Source organism: Dyadobacter sp. Leaf189, from assembly GCF_001424405.1.
GTDB lineage: Bacteria > Bacteroidota > Bacteroidia > Cytophagales > Spirosomataceae > Dyadobacter.
Window position 1 is genome coordinate 481,676 of record NZ_LMPS01000005.1, and the last position, 18,271, is coordinate 499,946.

Genomic DNA, 18,271 nt, shown 5'->3' on the forward strand with positions numbered 1-18,271 from the left:
AAGAAAGGGCAGCTCAGAAATGAGCTGCCCTTTCTTTGTTTGGTGCCGCATTCAAATAAGTATTTGGCATAATATTTACCATACCACATTGACAACTAAATTCCGTGGTTTTATGGACGCAACAAAAAATATAGCAGCAGGGCTTGCAGGAGCCGTTGTATTGAACCTGCTTCACGAAGGGACAAGACAGTTTTACGACAAAGCACCGAGGATCAACAAAGTAGGGGAAGAGGCTCTCTCAAAATCCCTTAAAACGATCAACATCGATCCGCCAAAAGGTAAAAAGCTGTTCGGTCTTACACTCGCCAGCGATTTGCTCAGCAACGCCGCATATTATAGTATGGTGGGCAGCGGGAAAGAAGAAAACATTCTCCTCCGTGGTGCAGGTTTTGGTTTTGCTGCCGGTATAGGCGCACTTACATTGACCAAGCCGCTGGGGTTAAACGACGCGCCTGTAAACAGGACCGTTCAAACGCAGATCCTAACTGTCGCCTGGTACGTACTTGGCGGACTTGCAGCTGCATTCGTAGCAAAAAAGATCAGTGAAAAGCCTGAGCTCAATAAGCTGGTAAGCTCCGTAAGCTCCTTCGGACTGTTTTAAAATACATCTTTACCGGGTTGGTGAGGTAACGTGCATAACGCCCTTCATCACACGCCAGTGGCCCGGAAATGAACAGATAAACGGATAAGCCCCGGGTTGTTCCGGGGCCTTGAAGTTTAGCCGGAAGCCTTTTCCTGAATTGACCAGAGGTGTGGCAAAAAGCACATCATTAGTAGCCGGCACAAAGTTCTTTTCAAACCCATCTTTCAGTTGCGCCATCGCGTCAGCAGCTTCTCCCACATGCTGTTCAGCGCCGGGCTTTGTAATCACCACATTATGCGGCATTAAATCCGGGTTGTTGAACACAAGTGAAACTTTCCGGTCAGCGGGAACATCAAAGGCTGTTTTATCAAAAGCCATTTTCGCTTCCACGGCCGTCAGTACAACTTCTATTGTTCCCAAACTTTCCAGAACATGCAGTAACTGCTGTTTTTCGGACAATGCAGATTGACTAACGATCGTCTTCACCGCATTTAAGGCGCTGCCAAAAGCTTCCGAATTCAGGGTGTTTTCGGGGAGGTTTTTTAGCGAAGACACAAACTCCTCAGCAGACTGTGTTTTCGCAGGCTGCGCGATAACCATTTCCATGAGGATAGGATAGGCAGTTTCGGGAAGGTTCGGGGCGAGTGTTTTTAGTTTCTCAAAAAATGTGGCTTGCAGAGGCTTGTCCTGCAAGAGGGAAATGCTTTTAACATAATTATCCTGATCTGAGACAATGTACTTTTGAATGGATTTGTCCGATCCTTCCGCCGTGATGATGGCGGCGTAGCTCATCTGCTTGATGAACAGGCTGTTATCTGCTTTGATGAAACGTTCAAACTGCGGCTTGCTCCTGGCAAGCTCAGCCTTATCGGCTTTCAATACACGTAATACCAGCTCCTGCCGTCTGTCTGGGCGTTTTTCCTGTTTAAGCGCGTAAAGCAAAGTGCTCGTTTCGGACAATTCCAGCTCCTTTGCCAGGGTAAGCAGTACCTGCTTCTTTTTCGCCTCCGGTATTGATCGCCGTCCTATTATCTCAACAATCGCACCATGATTTTTGGGCAATGCCAGCAACTCGCTGTCGGATAAGAAAGGGAGTAAATATTTTTCAATGGGAGGAAGGAACATGGAACGCTGCATTGCTGCATACCACACCGGCTTTAAATGGCGGAAAGTCTCGGATATGGCGTAGTCAAGATAGTAGTCGGTTGGATGCCGGAGTATATCGAATGCAGCAGATATACCTTCCTCATTCTCAAAAAAGCTGGCGGCTACAATCGCTTCCAACCTTACCCGCGCAGATTCATCATTGATCCGCTCTCTCAATAAACCCACCGCGCCTGGAACGCGTGCATGCCAGAAACGCAGTACCTTCGTCGCAGCAGCACGCGCCTTGGGTTCTTTTACATTCAGCAGCGTTTTCAGCAGAGTCTCCTCAACCACATCAAAATCCTGGTACAGCCACAATGCTTCGAGCAGGTGATGTTCATACTCAGGATCTTTGCTGTCCAGGGCAGCAAGCCATTTTTTCAATTCCGGCAGCACCTCATTTTCCTGCCTGGCTCTGAGCTGAATGCGCGTTCTGTAACGCAGCCTGTCTTCCGTTGCTTTCAGATTTTCAAGCAGTTCCGGAACTTGCATTTGGGAAAGGTCGGTCACTTTTGAAAGAGGCCGGTCGCGGTAGCTGATCCGCCACACGCGCCCGTGCGATTTGTCCCTCGCCGGATCACGGGGCGGGTTTTCTCCGTGGGATATCAGTGGATTGTACCAGTCAACAACATATAAAGCACCGTCGGGGCCAAATTCAAGGTCAATGGGGCGGTAGTTCGGATCGGCAGATTGCAGCAGCGGCTCTACTTCCTTCCCTACAATGCCCGAGCCTTCATGTACAATGCGGTGCTGCTTGGTACCCTGGAAGCCAATGTTATTATTGACCAGAAAATCGCCCTGCACCTCCTCCGGAAAGTTGCGGCTGGAAACAATCTCTATGCCGGCGGTAGGCCGCACGCGTGTTTCTGTAAACATATTAATGCGCGGGTGCTTGTCTGGATAGTTAACTTTTCCGGTCATCGGAGGCGCAAAATAGTTGGATCCGTCAGAGGCATCGCCGATCAGGTGCATGCCCCATTTGTCAAAAACACTTCCCCAGGGATTGAAGTAAGGATAGGAGATGTAGTGCTGCAGCCGCCCTGTCCTGGGTTCGAAACGGTAAGTCGCGCCTGCATAGGAGCGTACCGGCCCGTACGGGGTTTCTACCTGCGTGTTCAGGAAAGTGCCTTCATTGAAGTAAAGCGCGCCGTCTTGTCCGTAAGTGAATGCGTGGGTGGCGTGGTGGCTGTCTTCTGAGCCAAATCCCGTCAGTACTACTTCCCGCACATCCGCCTTATCGTCGCCATCTGTGTCTTTAAGGAAAAGGATATCCGGTTCCTGGGATACGAATACACCGCCATTTGCAAATTCGAAACCCAGTGGAAGGTACAGGTCATGGGCAAAAGTGGTATGCTTGTCAGCCTTCCGGTCGCCGTCGGTGTCTTCCAGTATCACAATCTTGTCGTGCACGGGAACGCCCGGGAAGTACTGCGGGTAAGTGGGCATTGTGGCTACCCAGAGCCTCCCTTTTGCATCGAAGTTCATGGCAACCGGCTTTTCAATCGGAAAGTCCTTTTCAGAAGCGAACAGGTTGATCTCGTAACCTGCCGGCAGCTTGAACTTCTCGGTTGTTGCTGGCCAGCTTTCTTCATGGTGTTTGTGTGCGGCGGCTTTGGCTGCTTCCCCCTGTCGCCCGGTCATCGGGATTGCGGTTTGAAGCACGGGATCAACGGGTTTTCCGCGCCTGTCTATTATATCGAGTGCTCTCTGGTAATTATCCTTCCCGTTCCCTTTCGCGAGCTCCCAGATCACCGAGTCAAGCGCAGCCGCCATTTGATTGAGCTTCCGGAGCTCCGGCGGAAATGCAATCACACCGAAAGGCTCGCGTCGGCGACCGTAGATATATTCGCCATTTACAGCCCGCCAGCGGTAAAAGAAATGGTCGTCTTTCATTTTAATGACTTCCGTAAGCCGACTGCTTGCCTCAGACTTAAAGTCAGTTGCCTTTCCAAAACCGAGCGATTGCGACATCCATTCAGCTGCCAGCTGGTACCCCTCGCGGGTCAGGTGAATGCCGTTGATCGTGATCTTTGGCTTGCCCTTTTCCTGCATGCGCGCCAGAGACGGGGTATAAAGATCTACAAAAAACAGCCCCGTCAAAGCAGCCATTTTCTTCATGGATTCGGTATAGAGCAACAGATTTTGGTTGTGCTTAGTTGGGTCAGGATAATGAATACCTAGGTTTTCCTGGGCAATGGGAGATACCAGCACGAGCTTCGGCGCAGACTTTCCATTGTATTGATTGGCTTGCAAATTTTTGATAAATGTCAAAAAATCTTTTTCAAACTGCGGAATTCCTGCTGCTCCTTTAAATGCTTCATTCATCCCGAAGCAGAGGAGGATCATATCCGCTTTCTGATCGTATAAATCCTGGTTTAATCCTGCAAAGTTGAGTCCGACGGGCATGACGATCGGCTCGCCTTCGTGCGTAAAACCTTTAAATGTTACCTCTTTTTCGCCCTCTGTCAGCCGCTTTGTTTTTTCTCCAAAACCCGGAAAGTTCAGAGGGCGGGGCTGCAAGCCTACTTCGTCGGCGCTCCATCCCATATTCCTCAGCGACAGGTTTTTGCCAGGAAAGCGCAATTGTAAAGCGGTTTCAAAATAGCCGTAGTGCCTCATTCTGTCAGCAAATGTGTTACCTAAAAGAATGATCCGGTCGCCCTGATTCGGCGAAAAGCCGGGATTAGGGGCTTGTGCGCTGGTATCAGAGCCACAGGCAATGAATACTGCCAGAAGTATCGGGAGACAAATGCGGAGGTAGCACATGGAAGGTATTATGATTGCATTATGACGAAAACAATAATTTTTATTGCAATTCAGTAATTTAATGCTGCTGTCTCATCCTGTGCTGTCCTGATTTATAAATATTACTGACGATTGCAGGATTCCTGGAAATAATTAGATTTGCTTTATTCCGGAATATACTTCGATGTTTGTCCGCACGGTAGAATTCCATCCTGTCAGGTTTTAAAGAAGAACATTTCCTTACCATTTACCCCAAATCCAGATGAAGCCACAGTTAGCCAGACGTCGATGGTTCCGCATTATCCCGGTTGTTTTTGTAACATACAGTCTTGCATACCTCGATCGCGCCAACTTTGGTTTCGCGGTAGCAGGCGGAATGTCAGAGGACCTGGGGATTACGCCAAATACATCGACTTTGCTCAGCTCGCTGTTCTTTCTGGGTTATTTCTTTTTTCAAATACCCGGCGCGCATTACGCCGCAACGCGCACTGCTAAAAAGCTGATTTTCATTTCACTGATACTCTGGGGAGGACTTGCGGCCGCTACGGGAATGGTCGCCGATACAAACACGCTGATCGTGATCCGGTTTATGCTGGGTGTGGTTGAAAGTGCAGTAATGCCCGCGATGCTGATCCTGCTGAGCCAGTGGTTTACCAAAGAAGAACGCTCGCGTGCGAATACTTTCCTGATCCTGGGTAACCCCGTTACGGTACTGTGGATGTCGGTACTGTCAGGCTATCTGATCGAGTCAATGGGCTGGCGGTGGATGTTTATTTTACAGGGAGCTCCGGGCATTGTGTGGGCATTTATCTGGTGGAAGCTTATTGACGAGCGCCCAATCAATGCCGATTGGCTGACTACCGAGGAAAAGCTCGCCGTGGAAGCGAGGCTGAGCGAGGAACAGGCAGGCATTAAGCCGGTAAAGAATTATGCGGAGGCATTTAAATCAAAAAAAGTAATTCTGCTTTGCCTGCAGTATCTGCTGTGGAGTGTGGGCGTTTACGGCTTCGTGATGTGGCTGCCGTCGATTATCAAGGCTGCGCCGGATATGAATATGGTAAATACAGGCTGGCTTTCATCGGTTCCGTACCTCTTTGCGGTGATCGGAATGCTGGCTGCTTCTTATTTTTCTGATAAAACCGGTAACAGGAAAATTTTCGTCTGGCCTTTTTTGCTGATCGCGGCTGTATGCTTGTATGGCGCAGTTTGGCTTGGCCCTGATCAATTCTGGATCTCTTATGCGCTGCTTGTCGCGGCGGGTGGTGCATTGTATACGCCGTACGGTCCCTTCTTTGCGGCTATCGCTGAAATACTACCTAAAAATGTAGCTGGGGGCGCAATCGGGCTGATTAATAGTCTGGGTGCGCTGGGTTCATTTGCCGGTTCCTACCTGGTAGGATACCTGAATACTGCCACAGGAAACTTCAATGCGTCTTATACTTTAATGGCAGTTGCATTGGTGCTCGCTACGATTATTACAATCATTGTAATCCCCGCGCCAGCTCGCCGGCAGGTCAGTCCGGCAGAGGTGAAGACCTTTGATCATTGAAAAAAACACCTGCATGTTTTGACACACAATGGTTAATTTCCGTTGCTGTCGTCCTTTACAAACTATTACCTAAACCCATAAATGCATGAGAAGTTTAAAAGTGCCGGTTCTCGCCGGTCACATTGTATTGCTGTTTTTTTTCCTGAGTGGCGGTTTTGTTTCCGGCCAGGACCCGTCTAAAAGTACCGGTTCATCCCGGTTTACATTGAAAGATGGCGACCGGGTTGTCTTCCTCGGCAACTCCATTTTCGAGAACGATTTCCAGTTTGGTTACCTGGAAATGATGTTAACCACCCGCTTCTCTGATAAAGGAGTGACTTTCCGTAATCTTGGCTGGACAGGTGACAATGTGTGGGGAGAAGGCCGGTCCACTTACACCAATCCTCCTACGCCTTACCAGCATTTGATGCAGGATATCACCAATGCGAAGCCAACGGTGGTATTTCTTGGTTACGGCGGTGTTGAAGCGCAGGATGGGCGCGAGGGTTTGCCAAAGTTCAAGGAAGGTTTGAACAAACTGCTTGACAAAATCGATTCCCTGGGCGCGCAAACTGTGCTACTTTCGACTATCCCGGTTGTTTCAAAAGATACGGCCCAGCGCATTGCCGAGCGGAATGCAGATCTGGAACTGTACTCCAATGCAATCTCCGAAGTTGCGTCAAGCCGCGGTAAACAGTACCTGGATATTTACAAGCCGGTACTTGCTGCGAGCAAAAAGGACAGCATCATTGAAAACACAGTACATCTCACCGAGTTGGGTTATTACCAACTGGCTACCATCATGGAAAAGGCACTCGGTCTCGATGCTGCCAAAGCAACAACCTCCATCACTTTTGCCAAGGACAAGGCAGAAGCTTCGAATGCGAGAGTGCTGAATGGGAGTGCCGCGAATACGCTAGTGAAATTCGCAGTGGAAAACAAATACCTGCCGCTACCAACGCCAAAATCAGTTTCTGATGTGGTTGACAATGCCAGGACAATCCGCATTTCAGGATTGAAAAAGGGTTATTACGTTTTAACATCTGAGAATAACCAGGTGGCAGTTGGTTCTGCCAAAGACTGGGAAAAAGGAGTGGAGATTAAGCAGGGACCGCAGTACACCCAGTCAGAAAGCGTGCAGAATATGATCGTGAGAAAGAACGAGCTGCATTTCTTCCAATACCGCCCTTTAAACCAGACGTACATCATCGGTTTCCGCAGGTACGAGCAAGGCAGGCACGTAAAGGGTCTTGAAGAGCAGAACATCCTCATCAAATGGCTGGAAGGACAGATTATTCTGAACAGCGAAGCGAAGGAAGTTGTGTATGAGTTGAGGAAGGTGGAGTAGGAACCTCGGCTGTCGGCCATTGCAAGAGCTTTGTCACCCTGAGCGGACCGGGCCGCCGGGCGGTCGAAGGGACGTGCAGGATGCCCTTCGACTCCGCTCAGGGTGACAAAAGGGGCGTAGTGCACGTCCCTTCGACTGCGCTCAGGGTGACAAAAAGGGATGCTCAGGGTGACAAAAATTGTCAGCTCAGCTGAATAAGACCGAAGCCTTAAAAAGGCGAAAAAAGAAAGTAACAGAATTGAATAGCTAAACCCAGAATATGAAAATCACTAAACCAATATATGGAGCCGCGTTGATTGCGACGATGTTGCTGGCGACTTCTTCCAGTAAGTACAGGGTAGTTAAAGAAGATCCCGATCCGGACCCGCAGAAGGAACTTGCTTCATTCAAAGTGGCCGAAGGATTTGAGGTAACCCTGTTTGCGGCCGATCCGATGGTTGCGAAGCCCATTCAGATGAACTGGGATGCAGAGGGGCGACTTTGGGTAGTAAGCAGCACTGTTTACCCGCATTTGAAAACCGGTGAGTCGGCGAATGACAAGATCTTTATTTTAGAAGATACAGATGGCGACGGCAAGGCTGACAAGTCTACCGTTTTTGCAGAAGGATTGATACAGCCAACTGGTATCCTGCCAGGCGACGGTGGCTGCTATGTGGCTAACTCAACCGAAATACTGCATTTCTCGGATACGGACGGCGACGGTAAGGCTGATAAGAAACGACGCATTCTGAATGGATTTGGAACCGGAGATACCCACCATTTGATCCACACATTCCGCTGGGGACCGGAGGGACGAATGTATTTTAATCAGTCGATCTACATTTACAGCCACGTAGAAACGCCATTTGGTATAAAAAGGCTGGAAGGTGGCGGTACCTGGGCTTTGAACACGCGCAACCTGGATATGGAGGTGTATGTGCGCGGTCTGGTGAATCCATGGGGTCTGCAATTTGACCGTTGGGGACAATCGTTCCTGACGGACGGTGCAGGTGGAGAAGGTATTAATTACGGATTTCCGGGCGCCACGTTTGTGACTGCACCGGGTGCAGCCCGCATTATCCGCGGCTTAAATCCGGGCCAGCCCAAGCACAGCGGACTGGATGTAGTTTCGGGCAGACATTTGCCTGATGCGTGGCAGGGAAGAATGATTACCAACGATTTTCGTGCAAACCGCATTAACAGCTTCCGGCTGGAAGAACAAGGCTCAGGCTACGCTTCCAAGCAGACCGACGACCTGATGTGGACGGACAATGTGGCGTTTCGCCCGGTGGATATTAACGTAGGTCCGGACGGCGCGATTTATGTGGCCGACTGGTATAACCCGATTATCCAGCACGGAGAGGTCGATTTCCACGATCCACGCCGCGACCAGCAGCATGGAAGGATATGGCGTATTGTTGCCAAGAACCGCCCGCTGGTAAACAAGCCGCAGCTGTCGAAGGCAAGTGTAACTGAGCTGCTCGACGCATTGAAGCTGCCGGAAGAATGGACGCGCTTGCAGGCCAAGCAGGTTTTGAAAGCCAAAGGTGCGAAAGAAGTCATTCCGGCTTTGCAGAAATGGGTAGCTGCGCTGGATAAAAATGATAGCAATTACGAGCATAATCTATTGGAAGGATTGTGGGTTTACCAGACGATGGAAACTTTCAACCAGCCGATTTTACTTGATCTTTTGAATACAAAAAGCCACAATGCACGTGCGGCAGCTTTGCGTGCGCTGGAACTTTGGTACCCTAAAATGAACAATGTACCCGCGCTTCTTGCCAAATCAGTAAAAGACGAACACGCACAGGTACGCCTGGAATCGGTGATCGCATTGCGTAAAACCAAAACGCCCGAGGCTGCGAGAACTGCACTGCTTGCATTGGACGGACAAATGGACGAGTTCCTTGACTTTGCATTGTGGCAAACCATTCGCGAGCTGGAACCAATTTGGCTCGCCAAGCTGAAATCTGCCCCTGAATTCCTGGGCGATGCGAAGAAGACAGCTTATGCATTGAAATCTGCGACAGGTCCCGACGCGGCTACTTTGCTGGTGAAATTATATCAGAAAGGGCAGGTACCTGAGGATTATCAAAGAGATGTGCTGAGCTCCATTGCCAGAACCGGCCAACCTGCCGATTTGAATATGCTCCTTGAATTATCGCTTCAAAATAAAGATAAGAATGTGGGTGCGCAGCTGGCTGCATTGGAAGATGCGGCGCGTCAGCGTAATGTGCAACCCGATAAAAATCCGGAGGCTGTTGCTGCTTTCATCGATAGTGACGACGATGCGGTAAGTCTGGCTGCGATCCGGCTGGCCGGTTTGTGGAAGCTCAATCAGCTGAATAGCAAGCTGACGGATCTTGTAAAATCAGGAGATACGGATACTAAAAAAGCGGCATTGGGCGCATTGGCTGCTATCGATAAAGCAAAAGCGCAGAAGTTAATGATGGATTTGACGGGACCTAAAAACCCCGCAGACGTACGCGTTGTTGCGGCTGCACAACTGGCTTCGGTTGATCCCAAAGCGGGAGCGCCGATAGCCGCCGACCTGATCCGCACATTGCCTGCAGACACTGATCTGACTGAGCTTTTTGTAGCTTTCATCGGTACAAATCCGGGTGCAGCTGCATTGGGTGAGGCTATTGCCGCCAAGAAAATCCCGGAAGCGGCCGCGAAAACCGGTCGACAGCTTGTTCGCTCCCGCGCTGGCTGGACGAGGCAGAATATTGATGAAATGAAAGTGCTGGTAAGTGCATTGGAAGCTTCTGGTGGAACATTGCCGACGCAGAAAATGCCGCAGGATTTGAACGAGCAACAAATTGCGGGACTTGCCAAGCTGGTCAATGAAAAAGCGGATCCCGCGAAAGGTGAGTTGATTTTCAGAAAAGTGGAATCTGGCTGTACCACCTGCCATGCAATTGGAGGCGCGGGAGGATTGATCGGACCTGATTTGAGCAGTTTGGGAACAAGTTCACCGGCCGAGACGATCATCAAATCAATCCTTTACCCAAGTGAGTCGATTAAAGAAGGTTATGATCTGAAACGTGTTGTGAAGAAAGACGGATCTGAGTTAATGGGGTACCTGGCTTCTGACGGCGCGTCGGACGTGGTGATCCGTGATGTGACGGGTAAGGAGGTTTCCATTCCTAAAAGTCAGTTGCAGGTAATGGAGAAAGTGCCGGGCTCGCTGATGCCTCCGGGGCTGACTGCCGGTTTGAGTCAGGAAGAATTTATCAACCTGATCGGGTTTTTGACAAAACTGGGTGAATCAGGAGATTACAGGGTGCCGAATACGCGATTTGTACGAAGATGGGAGAATGTGACTGCCGACAAACAGCTTGCGGCCAAAATGCTGAGCGGTGAATCTTTCAATGTTGGAAAAGGGACAAAGATCACTTACCAGCCTGTTTACAGCAAAGTATCGGGCGAGCTTCCGATCGACAATCTCTCAGTTATGGAAGCACCTGGAAAACGGTTCAGCGTGGTAAGGTTTGATGTGGAGGTATTGACGAAAGGGAATGTAACATTGGCCTTGAACACGCCGGGCGGGGTAATCGCTTATGCCGGAAACAAGCAGATCAAGGTCACGGACGGGAATATCACGGCAGCATTACCACAGGGAATGCAGCAGTTCTCGTTAATTATTGATAGAGATGTTGTGAAGGAAAACGGCCTCAAAGTAGAGTTGAAAGACGCTCCCGGCGGCGCTCAGACGCGCCTGCGAATGGGAAAGTAACTTCATGGTAAAACGTAAAAAAAGCTTAGCAGAAATGCTAAGCTTTTTTTATTGCCTTTTGAATATGATCTGTTTAATATCCCTGTTAAGACCTTTCCAGACCATAGTCCTAGAATCGGGAGCAATTAAAATCGAATAGTTTTCATTAATCAGTCCTGAGTCGCGGAAGAAGATTTCATCATTTTGCCAGACGTGCGGACCCGGGAATGCGTATTCCAGCAACATAAATGCCTGCGGGCCTGTTTTCTTTACCAGGCGCTCTCCATTCGCAATCATGCCAAATCGGACGGGGTAAGTTTTCTCTCCAAATTGCAGCTCTCCTTTAACAGTTGGATAACGCAGCGACTCCTCCCGGGAAACGTATTGAATATCCAGTGTCGCGAAATCTGTGAAAATCGTATCCTTCTTAACCGAACCGTTCGGGTTTGTGTACTTGATATCGTATTCGACGCTGCTGAGCTTCCATTCCCCGGTAATGTTCTCCGTTACAGTGTCCATGAGCTGCACTTCGGCGGCCTGTAAATCGAATTTTTCAGGTCTTTCCGGATCAATTTCCTTCTCCAATCTGCACCCGGCTACCAAACTAACCGCCGCAAAGAATAGGGGTACTGAAATGTATTTGTTTTTCATAGCAAGTATCAGGTTTACAAGTTCAACAATTCACTCCGTCTGATAACGGAATTTAAGTTAACAATTACTTTGTAACCTTCTTATACTTACGGGTTATTTTAACGGAAACATAATGTGAGTACTGACAACGGCCGGGCGGTTAGCACATATCATCTTGGATTTCTTCGAATTTTAGATTGCCTAATGTTAGTGTATAATATTTTAATAATGCGATTGATGTGCATACTTAAAGTATTATTCTGCTAGGATCCTGTATAATTCACTATTTAGATAGTAGTGGTTACCCTGGATACTTCTGCGTTCCAGAATTCCCATCGAAACCAGTTGATTTAAATATTTCTTTGCTGTGTTTTCGGAATACAGTTTTTGGCCGGTAATGTATCTTACCCGCGTGAGCGGCTGCGTAAATATCACATTTACAAGTGATTCCGGTCTTTTAACATCAGTTTCTGCGATGATCGCTCTCAAAATCGCATCTTTCGTATTGATAACATCGTTGATCTTATCATAGGTTAGGTTGGCGGTAACTTCAATGGCACGGAGCATGTATAGTATCCATGTATGCCAGTCGCCTCGCTGACTTACACCCATTAAGCCGTTATAATAATCATCCTTATGATCCATAATATAGCGACTCATAAAAAGAATAGGGTAGTCGAGCAAACCCTTGTGAGTGAGATAGTGAATATTCATGATTCTACCGGTCCGGCCATTTCCATCACGAAATGGGTGAATTGCTTCAAACTGGAAATGTGCAATGGCCATTTTTATGAGCGGATCAGCGGCGAAGTTTACATCATCATTTAAATATCGGATTAGGTTTTCAAGCTTCGCGTCTACAATTCCAGTGCCTCTCGGCGGTGTGTATATAGGTTTTCCAGCATTTGGCCCGGTTCCACCTTGCCGGATATATGTATGAATAAACGGGGGGCGAATGTCATCGCTAGCCTGATTAACTTGGCGGTAAATGTCCCTGAAATAGTTATGATCAAACTGTTTCCGCTCATTTAGATATTGGAAGCCTTCCCAGAGCGCCTCCCGGTACATTAAGATTTCTTTAAGGGGGCCTGAGATCCGTTCATTTTGGTCTTCGCTGAAAGCTTTGTAGAGCTCGTCGTCCGTCGTGAAAATATTTTCAATTGCGCTTGAAGCTTTTGCTTCTTGCAGACTTATTGTATTAACCAGCATCCCTTGATTTGGTATTGCAATGCTTCTGCCTTGAAGTTTTCCTAAAGCTGCTTTCGCGCTGCCGAGTTGTTCAAATATCTCGACAGTTCTGTATAATTCAGGATTAAGTGGCAGATCTGGAAGATCATTCCAGGGAACACTTCGGTCAGGGTTAATCTGGTACTTCATAAGATTGCCTATGTGTTAAGCTAACATTAAAAATTAGCTCACTTTAAGGTTAGTAGCTGTTATGTCATCAAATGTAGGTAAATAAATTGAGCTAACATTAAAATGTATGTAATTTTAATGTTAGCTCAATTTTTGGCATTAAAACATACCTAGGAATTCGCCAATGCTGCTGCAAATTCCTTTGCGAAATCTTCCAGCTTGTGTTTGCCGAGTGTGGTAGGGTGGTTTTTCCAGTAATCTTCCTGCAAAGTTCCGTTACGCAGTGACTGGCCCATTTGAAGGTATAATGTGGCGAAGCTTTCGTTCAAACCTGCACCCAGCATGCCTTCGTAAGCCTGTTCGTCGGAGAATGTAACCCAGGGGATGTTGTCTTTACCTGCCGCTTTGCCCAGTATGTTGGCGATTTCAGTCGGGTGTCTTTCGTCACTGGAAATGTAGGTGATGTTTTGGTCGCTGAGTGGTTGCAGCAAATGGGTAGTAGCTACTTCGGCAATGTCGTCGGTGTGGGTGAGTACCAGTTTTTCGTCGGTATCTCCGAAGTTGTTACCTGCAATCCCGGCCTGCTGGATCAGTCCGGCCAGGCTGAACAGGTTGTTGTAAAAGTAGGAGGGGCGAAGGAAATCAAGGTGAAGACCGGGTAATGCAAGCAGCTTTTCTTCCAGGTAACCCAGTCCGTCGATCGGTCCTGCGCCTTTACGCAAATTCGCGCCGATACTGCTGAGCAGAACCACATGTTTAATGCTGCTGCCTTTCAATGCTTCAATGTACTTGTCGGCCACTTCGATCTGGAAAGCAGCGTAATCCGACAGCGAGAAGCTGCTTGGGATCATCAGATATGCTACTTCCGCATTGCTGAACGCATTTTTAAGAAATGACAGGTTGGTAACCGAACCGATTTCTGCTTTCGCTCCGAGACTTTCGATCTCCGCCTTCTTGTCAGCGCTACTGCTGATTACTGCCACTTCATGTCCGGCGTTTACAAGGTTCTTGGTTACGGGTAAACTAATGTGGCCGAGTGATCCTGTGATGATATATTTCATAGTTGTAAGTTGTTTTTTGTTGGCACAAAGCTATATTTGTACTTACTTTTTGACAAGTACTTACCCCAAAGTATGTATCCATGACGAAGATCAAAGAAAGCTCGACCATCCATGCCAATAAGCAGATTGCATTGGCTGCGTGTCCGGTTACTTATGTGATGAACAGGATCGGCGGGCATTGGAAGCCGATCATTATTTACCATTTAATCAGTGGAAGTAAGCGGTACAGCGAGATAAAAAAGGCAATGCCGCATATTACTGAGAAGATGCTGATCCAGCATTTGAAACAACTGGAAGCGGATAATCTGGTGTCGAGAGAAGCAAAACCGGTCGTGCCACCCTATGTGACTTACTCGCTGACTGAGGCAGGTAAGGAGCTGCAATCGGTGATCCACGGAATGGCGGAATGGGCTTTGAAGGATATGGAAAGGGTGAAATCCGGGGAACTGGAAACAGCGGATGCATAATAAGTCGTGGTTTTCACCGGAAGAAATCGTCACAAGAGGTAAATTACAGCCTTTCACAACTGACATTCCTGACCGATGAAGCGTACCAGTATTTATTTTCTTCTGCTCTTCAATGCAATAACTCCCGTTTTTGCCCAAAAACAACAAGCTCTGACTGACGATGGTACCTGGTGCTGGTTCAGTGATCCGAGGGCGATTTATACAAAAAACGGCTCGGTTGTCACTGGTTGGGTTACCAAAACAGGTGATATTGTTGCAGCCTCTCTGGATCTGAAATCCGGAAAAAGCGAGCAAAAGCGGCTATATACCAAGCTTGAAGTTGACGATCACGACAATCCCGCGTTCCTGGAATTGCCCGATCAGAACATTTTGACACAATATACCTGGCACGGGGGAGGGAAGAACGGAATGGGCGTGATCCAGCATGTTACTTCAAAGCCCGGGAATGTCGCCAGCTTTTCGGATTCGGTTGTTTTTACACCAAAAACGGATGAATTGTTGAAGCAGTTTGTCCGCGAGACTTACACTTATGCAAATCCTTTTTTGCTGAGTTCCGAGAACAACAAAGTTTACAGTTTCGGCCGCTGGATCGGTTTCAAGCCTAATTACATTACTTCTACTGACAATGGGAAAACGTGGTCAGACCCGAAAGTAATTATCACTTCCAAAAAGCTCGACACCAATAACCGGCCTTACGTCAAGTATTTTTCGGATGGAAAATCGAAGATCCACCTGATTTTCACAGACGGGCACCCGCGCAATGAGGCATTGAACTCTGTTTATTATTGCTATTACGAAAATGGGGCATTCTGGCGCGCCGATGGTTCTAAAATAAAGGACGTAGACCAGCTTCCATTTCATCCCGAAGATGCTTCCATTGTGTACAAAGCCTCACCTGAAACTGGAAGAGCGTGGATTTTTGATATCATCATTGATAAAAAGGGCAGGCCGATAGTGGCTTACACGCGGTACCCGAGCAGCGAAAAGCACCAGTACTACTATGCTGTTTTCGACGGGAAAAAGTGGGTAGACAATCACCTGACTGACTCAGGCAAATGGTTTCCGCAGACGCCCGAAGGAAAGCCGGAGCGCGAAGAGAACTATTCGGGCGGTTTAACAATTGACCCGCTGAATCCGGAGATCGTTTATTTTTCTCACGAGATCAATGGCGTTTTCGAGATATCGAAGGGGCAGACCAGCGACCTGGGCAAAACCTGGAAAATCACACCTGTTACCCGCAACTCACAGCTTGATAATGTGAGACCAATGGTGCCGCGTTATAAAAAGAAGAGCGATCAGCACGTCCTGCTTTGGATGCAGAACAAGAAATACGTGCATTACACAGATTATGATACGCGCATTATGTGGGAAGTTTTAAACAAATGACAGAAAGTATATTCTGCCTGCCTGCTTGTTTTACTTACAATTCGGTCTTGCAATCCATTCAACAATTCAATTATAATCATGCAAAAAAAGTTATTCGCGCTTGCTCTTTTTCTGGCGGCGACATTTACTGCACAGGCTCAGCAGTTTAAAGCCTTACTTTTTACCAAAACAGCCGGATTTCACCACGTCTCCATTCACGAGGGCGTAGCCGGAATCCGTAACCTAGCTTCCCGCCACAATTTCAGTGTTGACTGGCAGGAGAATGCGGATGTTTTTAATGAAAAAAGCCTGGCTAATTATCAGGTAGTGATTTTCCTGAATACAACGGGCGATATCCTCAACGATCAGCAGCAGGCGGCTTTTGAAAAGTACATTAAAAGCGGAAAAGGTTGGGTAGGTATCCACTCAGCGGCTGATACCGAGTACGATTGGGCGTGGTACGGTAAGCTGGTTGGGATGTATTTCAAAACGCACCCAGCGCAGCAAACTGCCTTTCTGGACGTAAAAGACAGCAATTTCCCAGGCTTGGAGCGCTTTCCAAAACGCCTGATGTGGACGGACGAATGGTATGAATACAAAAAGCCATACAATGCCGACGATCTGAAAATATTGGTGACACTGGACGAAAAAACTTACGATCCTAAAACCAACCAAGGCACCGGAATGGGGGCAGAGCACCCAATGGCGTGGTACCATAACTACGACGGCGGCCGCGCATTTTACACAGGCTTAGGCCACATCGGTCTTGTCTATTCAGACCAGACTTTCCTGGATCATTTATACGGCGGGATTTTCTGGGCCGCGACTGGGAAAGGGGTGAAATAATTGACGCAGCGAGCAGACGATGCTGTGTTAAGCCTTTGTCATGCTAATCTCTTTGTCATGCTGAGCGCACGGGGCCGCCCGGCGGTCGAAGCATCGTGCACGTTGCTTCGACTGCGCTCAGCATGACAACTTTAAAAGCCACTTTACTTCTTCATCTCAAACAACGCGATCGTATAATCCAGCAACGCCGTATTCCCCACGTCACCGTGGCCTGGGATTACGACTTGGGTATCGGGATATTTTTGTTTGATTTTCGTGACAGTCGTAGACCAATCCTTCACATTGGCATCCGCCAGGTTACCTTTTGTTGCATCGAGTTCCTTGATCAGGCAGCCGCCGAACATGGCTTTTTCGCTTGGGAAGTAGCCTATAACATTGTCGCGCGTATGTCCCTCGCCGTTGAATTCGGTAATTACCTTGCGGTCGCCTACCGTTAGTTCCAGCTTATCATCAAAACCTTTTTGAGGTACTTTAAACTTCGCGTTTTTGGCAGATGCAATTGTTTTGTTCGTCGCGTAGGAAGGTATGCCGCGTTTATGAAATGCATCTAATCCGGCTACACAATCTTCGTGGAAGTGCGTGGCAATGACTGCTTTTACTTTGCATTTTAAATTTGCTTCCACCCAGTCAATCACTGCGTTTGAAGTCGAATCGCTGACGGGCGTGTCGAAAATAATAGCTTCACCTTTGTCAAAAACGATCATCCCATTGCAGGGAACCCTCCCGAAGCTTTGTGTTTGGAGATAGGTAATATGCTGGTATACATGGTCTTTTACCTTCTCAATGATCAGGTTTTCAGATTTAAGGCTCTGAGCTGAAACAACCGATGCGGCGCAGCAGGCAACAATGAACAGGAATAGCGTACAACTTTTTTTGATCATGAGAATGGGAGTGAAGTAAATGGCGATGGTCAGCTGCAAGATAACGCAAAATTTGTTTCGAGTACAGCAGACTATGCGGCAAAGCGTGCACGAATTTCTATATTCACCGAACCAACCTGAATCGAACGAAATGGAAACACTAGGCAAAATCCTCATCGGCCTCATCGCCCTCGAACACATCTACATTCTTTACCTCGAAATGTTCGCCTGGGAGACGAAGGGTAAAGAAACCTTCAAAGGCTCCCTCGCACCAGAGCTTTTCGGCCCCACCAAAACATTAGCCGCCAACCAAGGACTGTACAACGGCTTTCTAGCCGCCGGCCTGATCTGGACATTGTTCATCGAAGACCCCAACTGGTCATTTTACATAGCCGTATTTTTCCTTACCTGCGTAATGGTAGCCGGGATTTACGGAGCATCTACGGCAAGTAAGAAGATTTTCTTCGTGCAGGCGCTGCCAGCGATTGTGGCGTTGGTGGTGTTGCATGTGAGGTGAGGCTACAAATAAGCCCGGCCTTTCTTTTTTGTCACCTAAGGGTCACGCGGTTTAACCTTTGTCACCCTGAGCGCAGTCGAAGGGCAGGTACAATGCTAAAATGTAGCGAACTTGGTAGCGTG

The 18,271-nt window shown here is 48.1% G+C and carries 13 protein-coding genes; 8 read left to right on the plus strand and 5 right to left on the minus strand.

Going from position 1 to position 18,271, the window contains the following annotated elements:
* Positions 1–112: 112 nt before the first annotated feature.
* Positions 113–601, plus strand: a complete 489-nt coding sequence (locus ASG33_RS16370; protein WP_200942793.1) for a hypothetical protein — start codon at positions 113–115, stop codon at positions 599–601.
* A gap of 9 nt (positions 602–610) precedes the next feature.
* Here the strand turns inward: ASG33_RS16370 and ASG33_RS16375 are convergent, their stop codons facing one another.
* Positions 611–4,495 carry a PVC-type heme-binding CxxCH protein gene (locus tag ASG33_RS16375; RefSeq protein ID WP_056287501.1) on the minus strand — a complete coding sequence of 1,295 codons (3,885 nt, stop codon included), beginning with the start codon at positions 4,493–4,495 and terminating at the stop codon, positions 611–613.
* Between the two features lie 241 nt (positions 4,496–4,736).
* Between ASG33_RS16375 and ASG33_RS16380 the strand changes: the two genes are divergently transcribed.
* The 3 genes from ASG33_RS16380 (at position 4,737) to ASG33_RS16390 (ending at position 11,068) form a co-directional block, all read left to right on the plus strand.
* On the plus strand, positions 4,737–6,023 hold the full coding sequence (locus tag ASG33_RS16380; protein WP_056287504.1) for an MFS transporter: 1,287 nt from the start codon (positions 4,737–4,739) through the stop codon (positions 6,021–6,023).
* 85 nt (positions 6,024–6,108) lie between these two features.
* Positions 6,109–7,350 (plus strand): GDSL-type esterase/lipase family protein, encoded by a 1,242-nt coding sequence (locus ASG33_RS16385; protein WP_056287507.1) that lies wholly within the window; start codon positions 6,109–6,111, stop codon positions 7,348–7,350.
* Between the two features lie 259 nt (positions 7,351–7,609).
* Complete coding sequence (locus tag ASG33_RS16390; protein ID WP_056287510.1) at positions 7,610–11,068, plus strand: PVC-type heme-binding CxxCH protein; 3,459 nt, start codon at positions 7,610–7,612, stop codon at positions 11,066–11,068.
* A 48-nt stretch (positions 11,069–11,116) separates the two neighbouring features.
* On the opposite strand, the gene ASG33_RS16395 is transcribed toward ASG33_RS16390, so the two are convergent.
* The 3 genes from ASG33_RS16395 to ASG33_RS16405 form a co-directional block, all read right to left on the minus strand.
* Positions 11,117–11,698 (minus strand): hypothetical protein, encoded by a 582-nt coding sequence (locus tag ASG33_RS16395; protein WP_056287513.1) that lies wholly within the window; start codon positions 11,696–11,698, stop codon positions 11,117–11,119.
* A gap of 234 nt (positions 11,699–11,932) precedes the next feature.
* Entirely contained in the window at positions 11,933–13,054 is a 1,122-nt protein-coding gene (locus tag ASG33_RS16400) for a Fic family protein (protein WP_056287515.1), read from the minus strand.
* Positions 13,055–13,203: 149 nt separating this feature from the next.
* Positions 13,204–14,094 carry an NmrA family NAD(P)-binding protein gene (locus ASG33_RS16405; RefSeq protein ID WP_056287517.1) on the minus strand — a complete coding sequence of 297 codons (891 nt, stop codon included), beginning with the start codon at positions 14,092–14,094 and terminating at the stop codon, positions 13,204–13,206.
* 80 nt (positions 14,095–14,174) lie between these two features.
* Between ASG33_RS16405 and ASG33_RS16410 the strand changes: the two genes are divergently transcribed.
* The 3 genes from ASG33_RS16410 (at position 14,175) to ASG33_RS16420 (ending at position 16,772) form a co-directional block, all read left to right on the plus strand.
* Positions 14,175–14,561 carry a helix-turn-helix domain-containing protein gene (locus tag ASG33_RS16410; RefSeq protein WP_056287520.1) on the plus strand — a complete coding sequence of 129 codons (387 nt, stop codon included), beginning with the start codon at positions 14,175–14,177 and terminating at the stop codon, positions 14,559–14,561.
* Between the two features lie 75 nt (positions 14,562–14,636).
* The gene (locus tag ASG33_RS16415; protein WP_056287523.1) at positions 14,637–15,947 is read left to right on the plus strand and encodes a BNR-4 repeat-containing protein; all 1,311 of its coding nucleotides are present in this window, start codon (positions 14,637–14,639) and stop codon (positions 15,945–15,947) included.
* Between the two features lie 78 nt (positions 15,948–16,025).
* Entirely contained in the window at positions 16,026–16,772 is a 747-nt protein-coding gene (locus ASG33_RS16420; RefSeq protein ID WP_056287525.1) for a ThuA domain-containing protein, read from the plus strand.
* A 143-nt stretch (positions 16,773–16,915) separates the two neighbouring features.
* Here the strand turns inward: ASG33_RS16420 and bla are convergent, their stop codons facing one another.
* The gene (bla, locus tag ASG33_RS16425) at positions 16,916–17,653 is read right to left on the minus strand and encodes a subclass B1 metallo-beta-lactamase (RefSeq protein WP_056287527.1); all 738 of its coding nucleotides are present in this window, start codon (positions 17,651–17,653) and stop codon (positions 16,916–16,918) included.
* Between the two features lie 130 nt (positions 17,654–17,783).
* Here bla and ASG33_RS16430 point away from each other — a divergent pair, with 130 nt between their 5' ends.
* Complete coding sequence (locus ASG33_RS16430) at positions 17,784–18,149, plus strand: DUF1304 domain-containing protein (RefSeq protein ID WP_056288578.1); 366 nt, start codon at positions 17,784–17,786, stop codon at positions 18,147–18,149.
* The last annotated feature ends 122 nt before the right edge of the window (positions 18,150–18,271 follow it).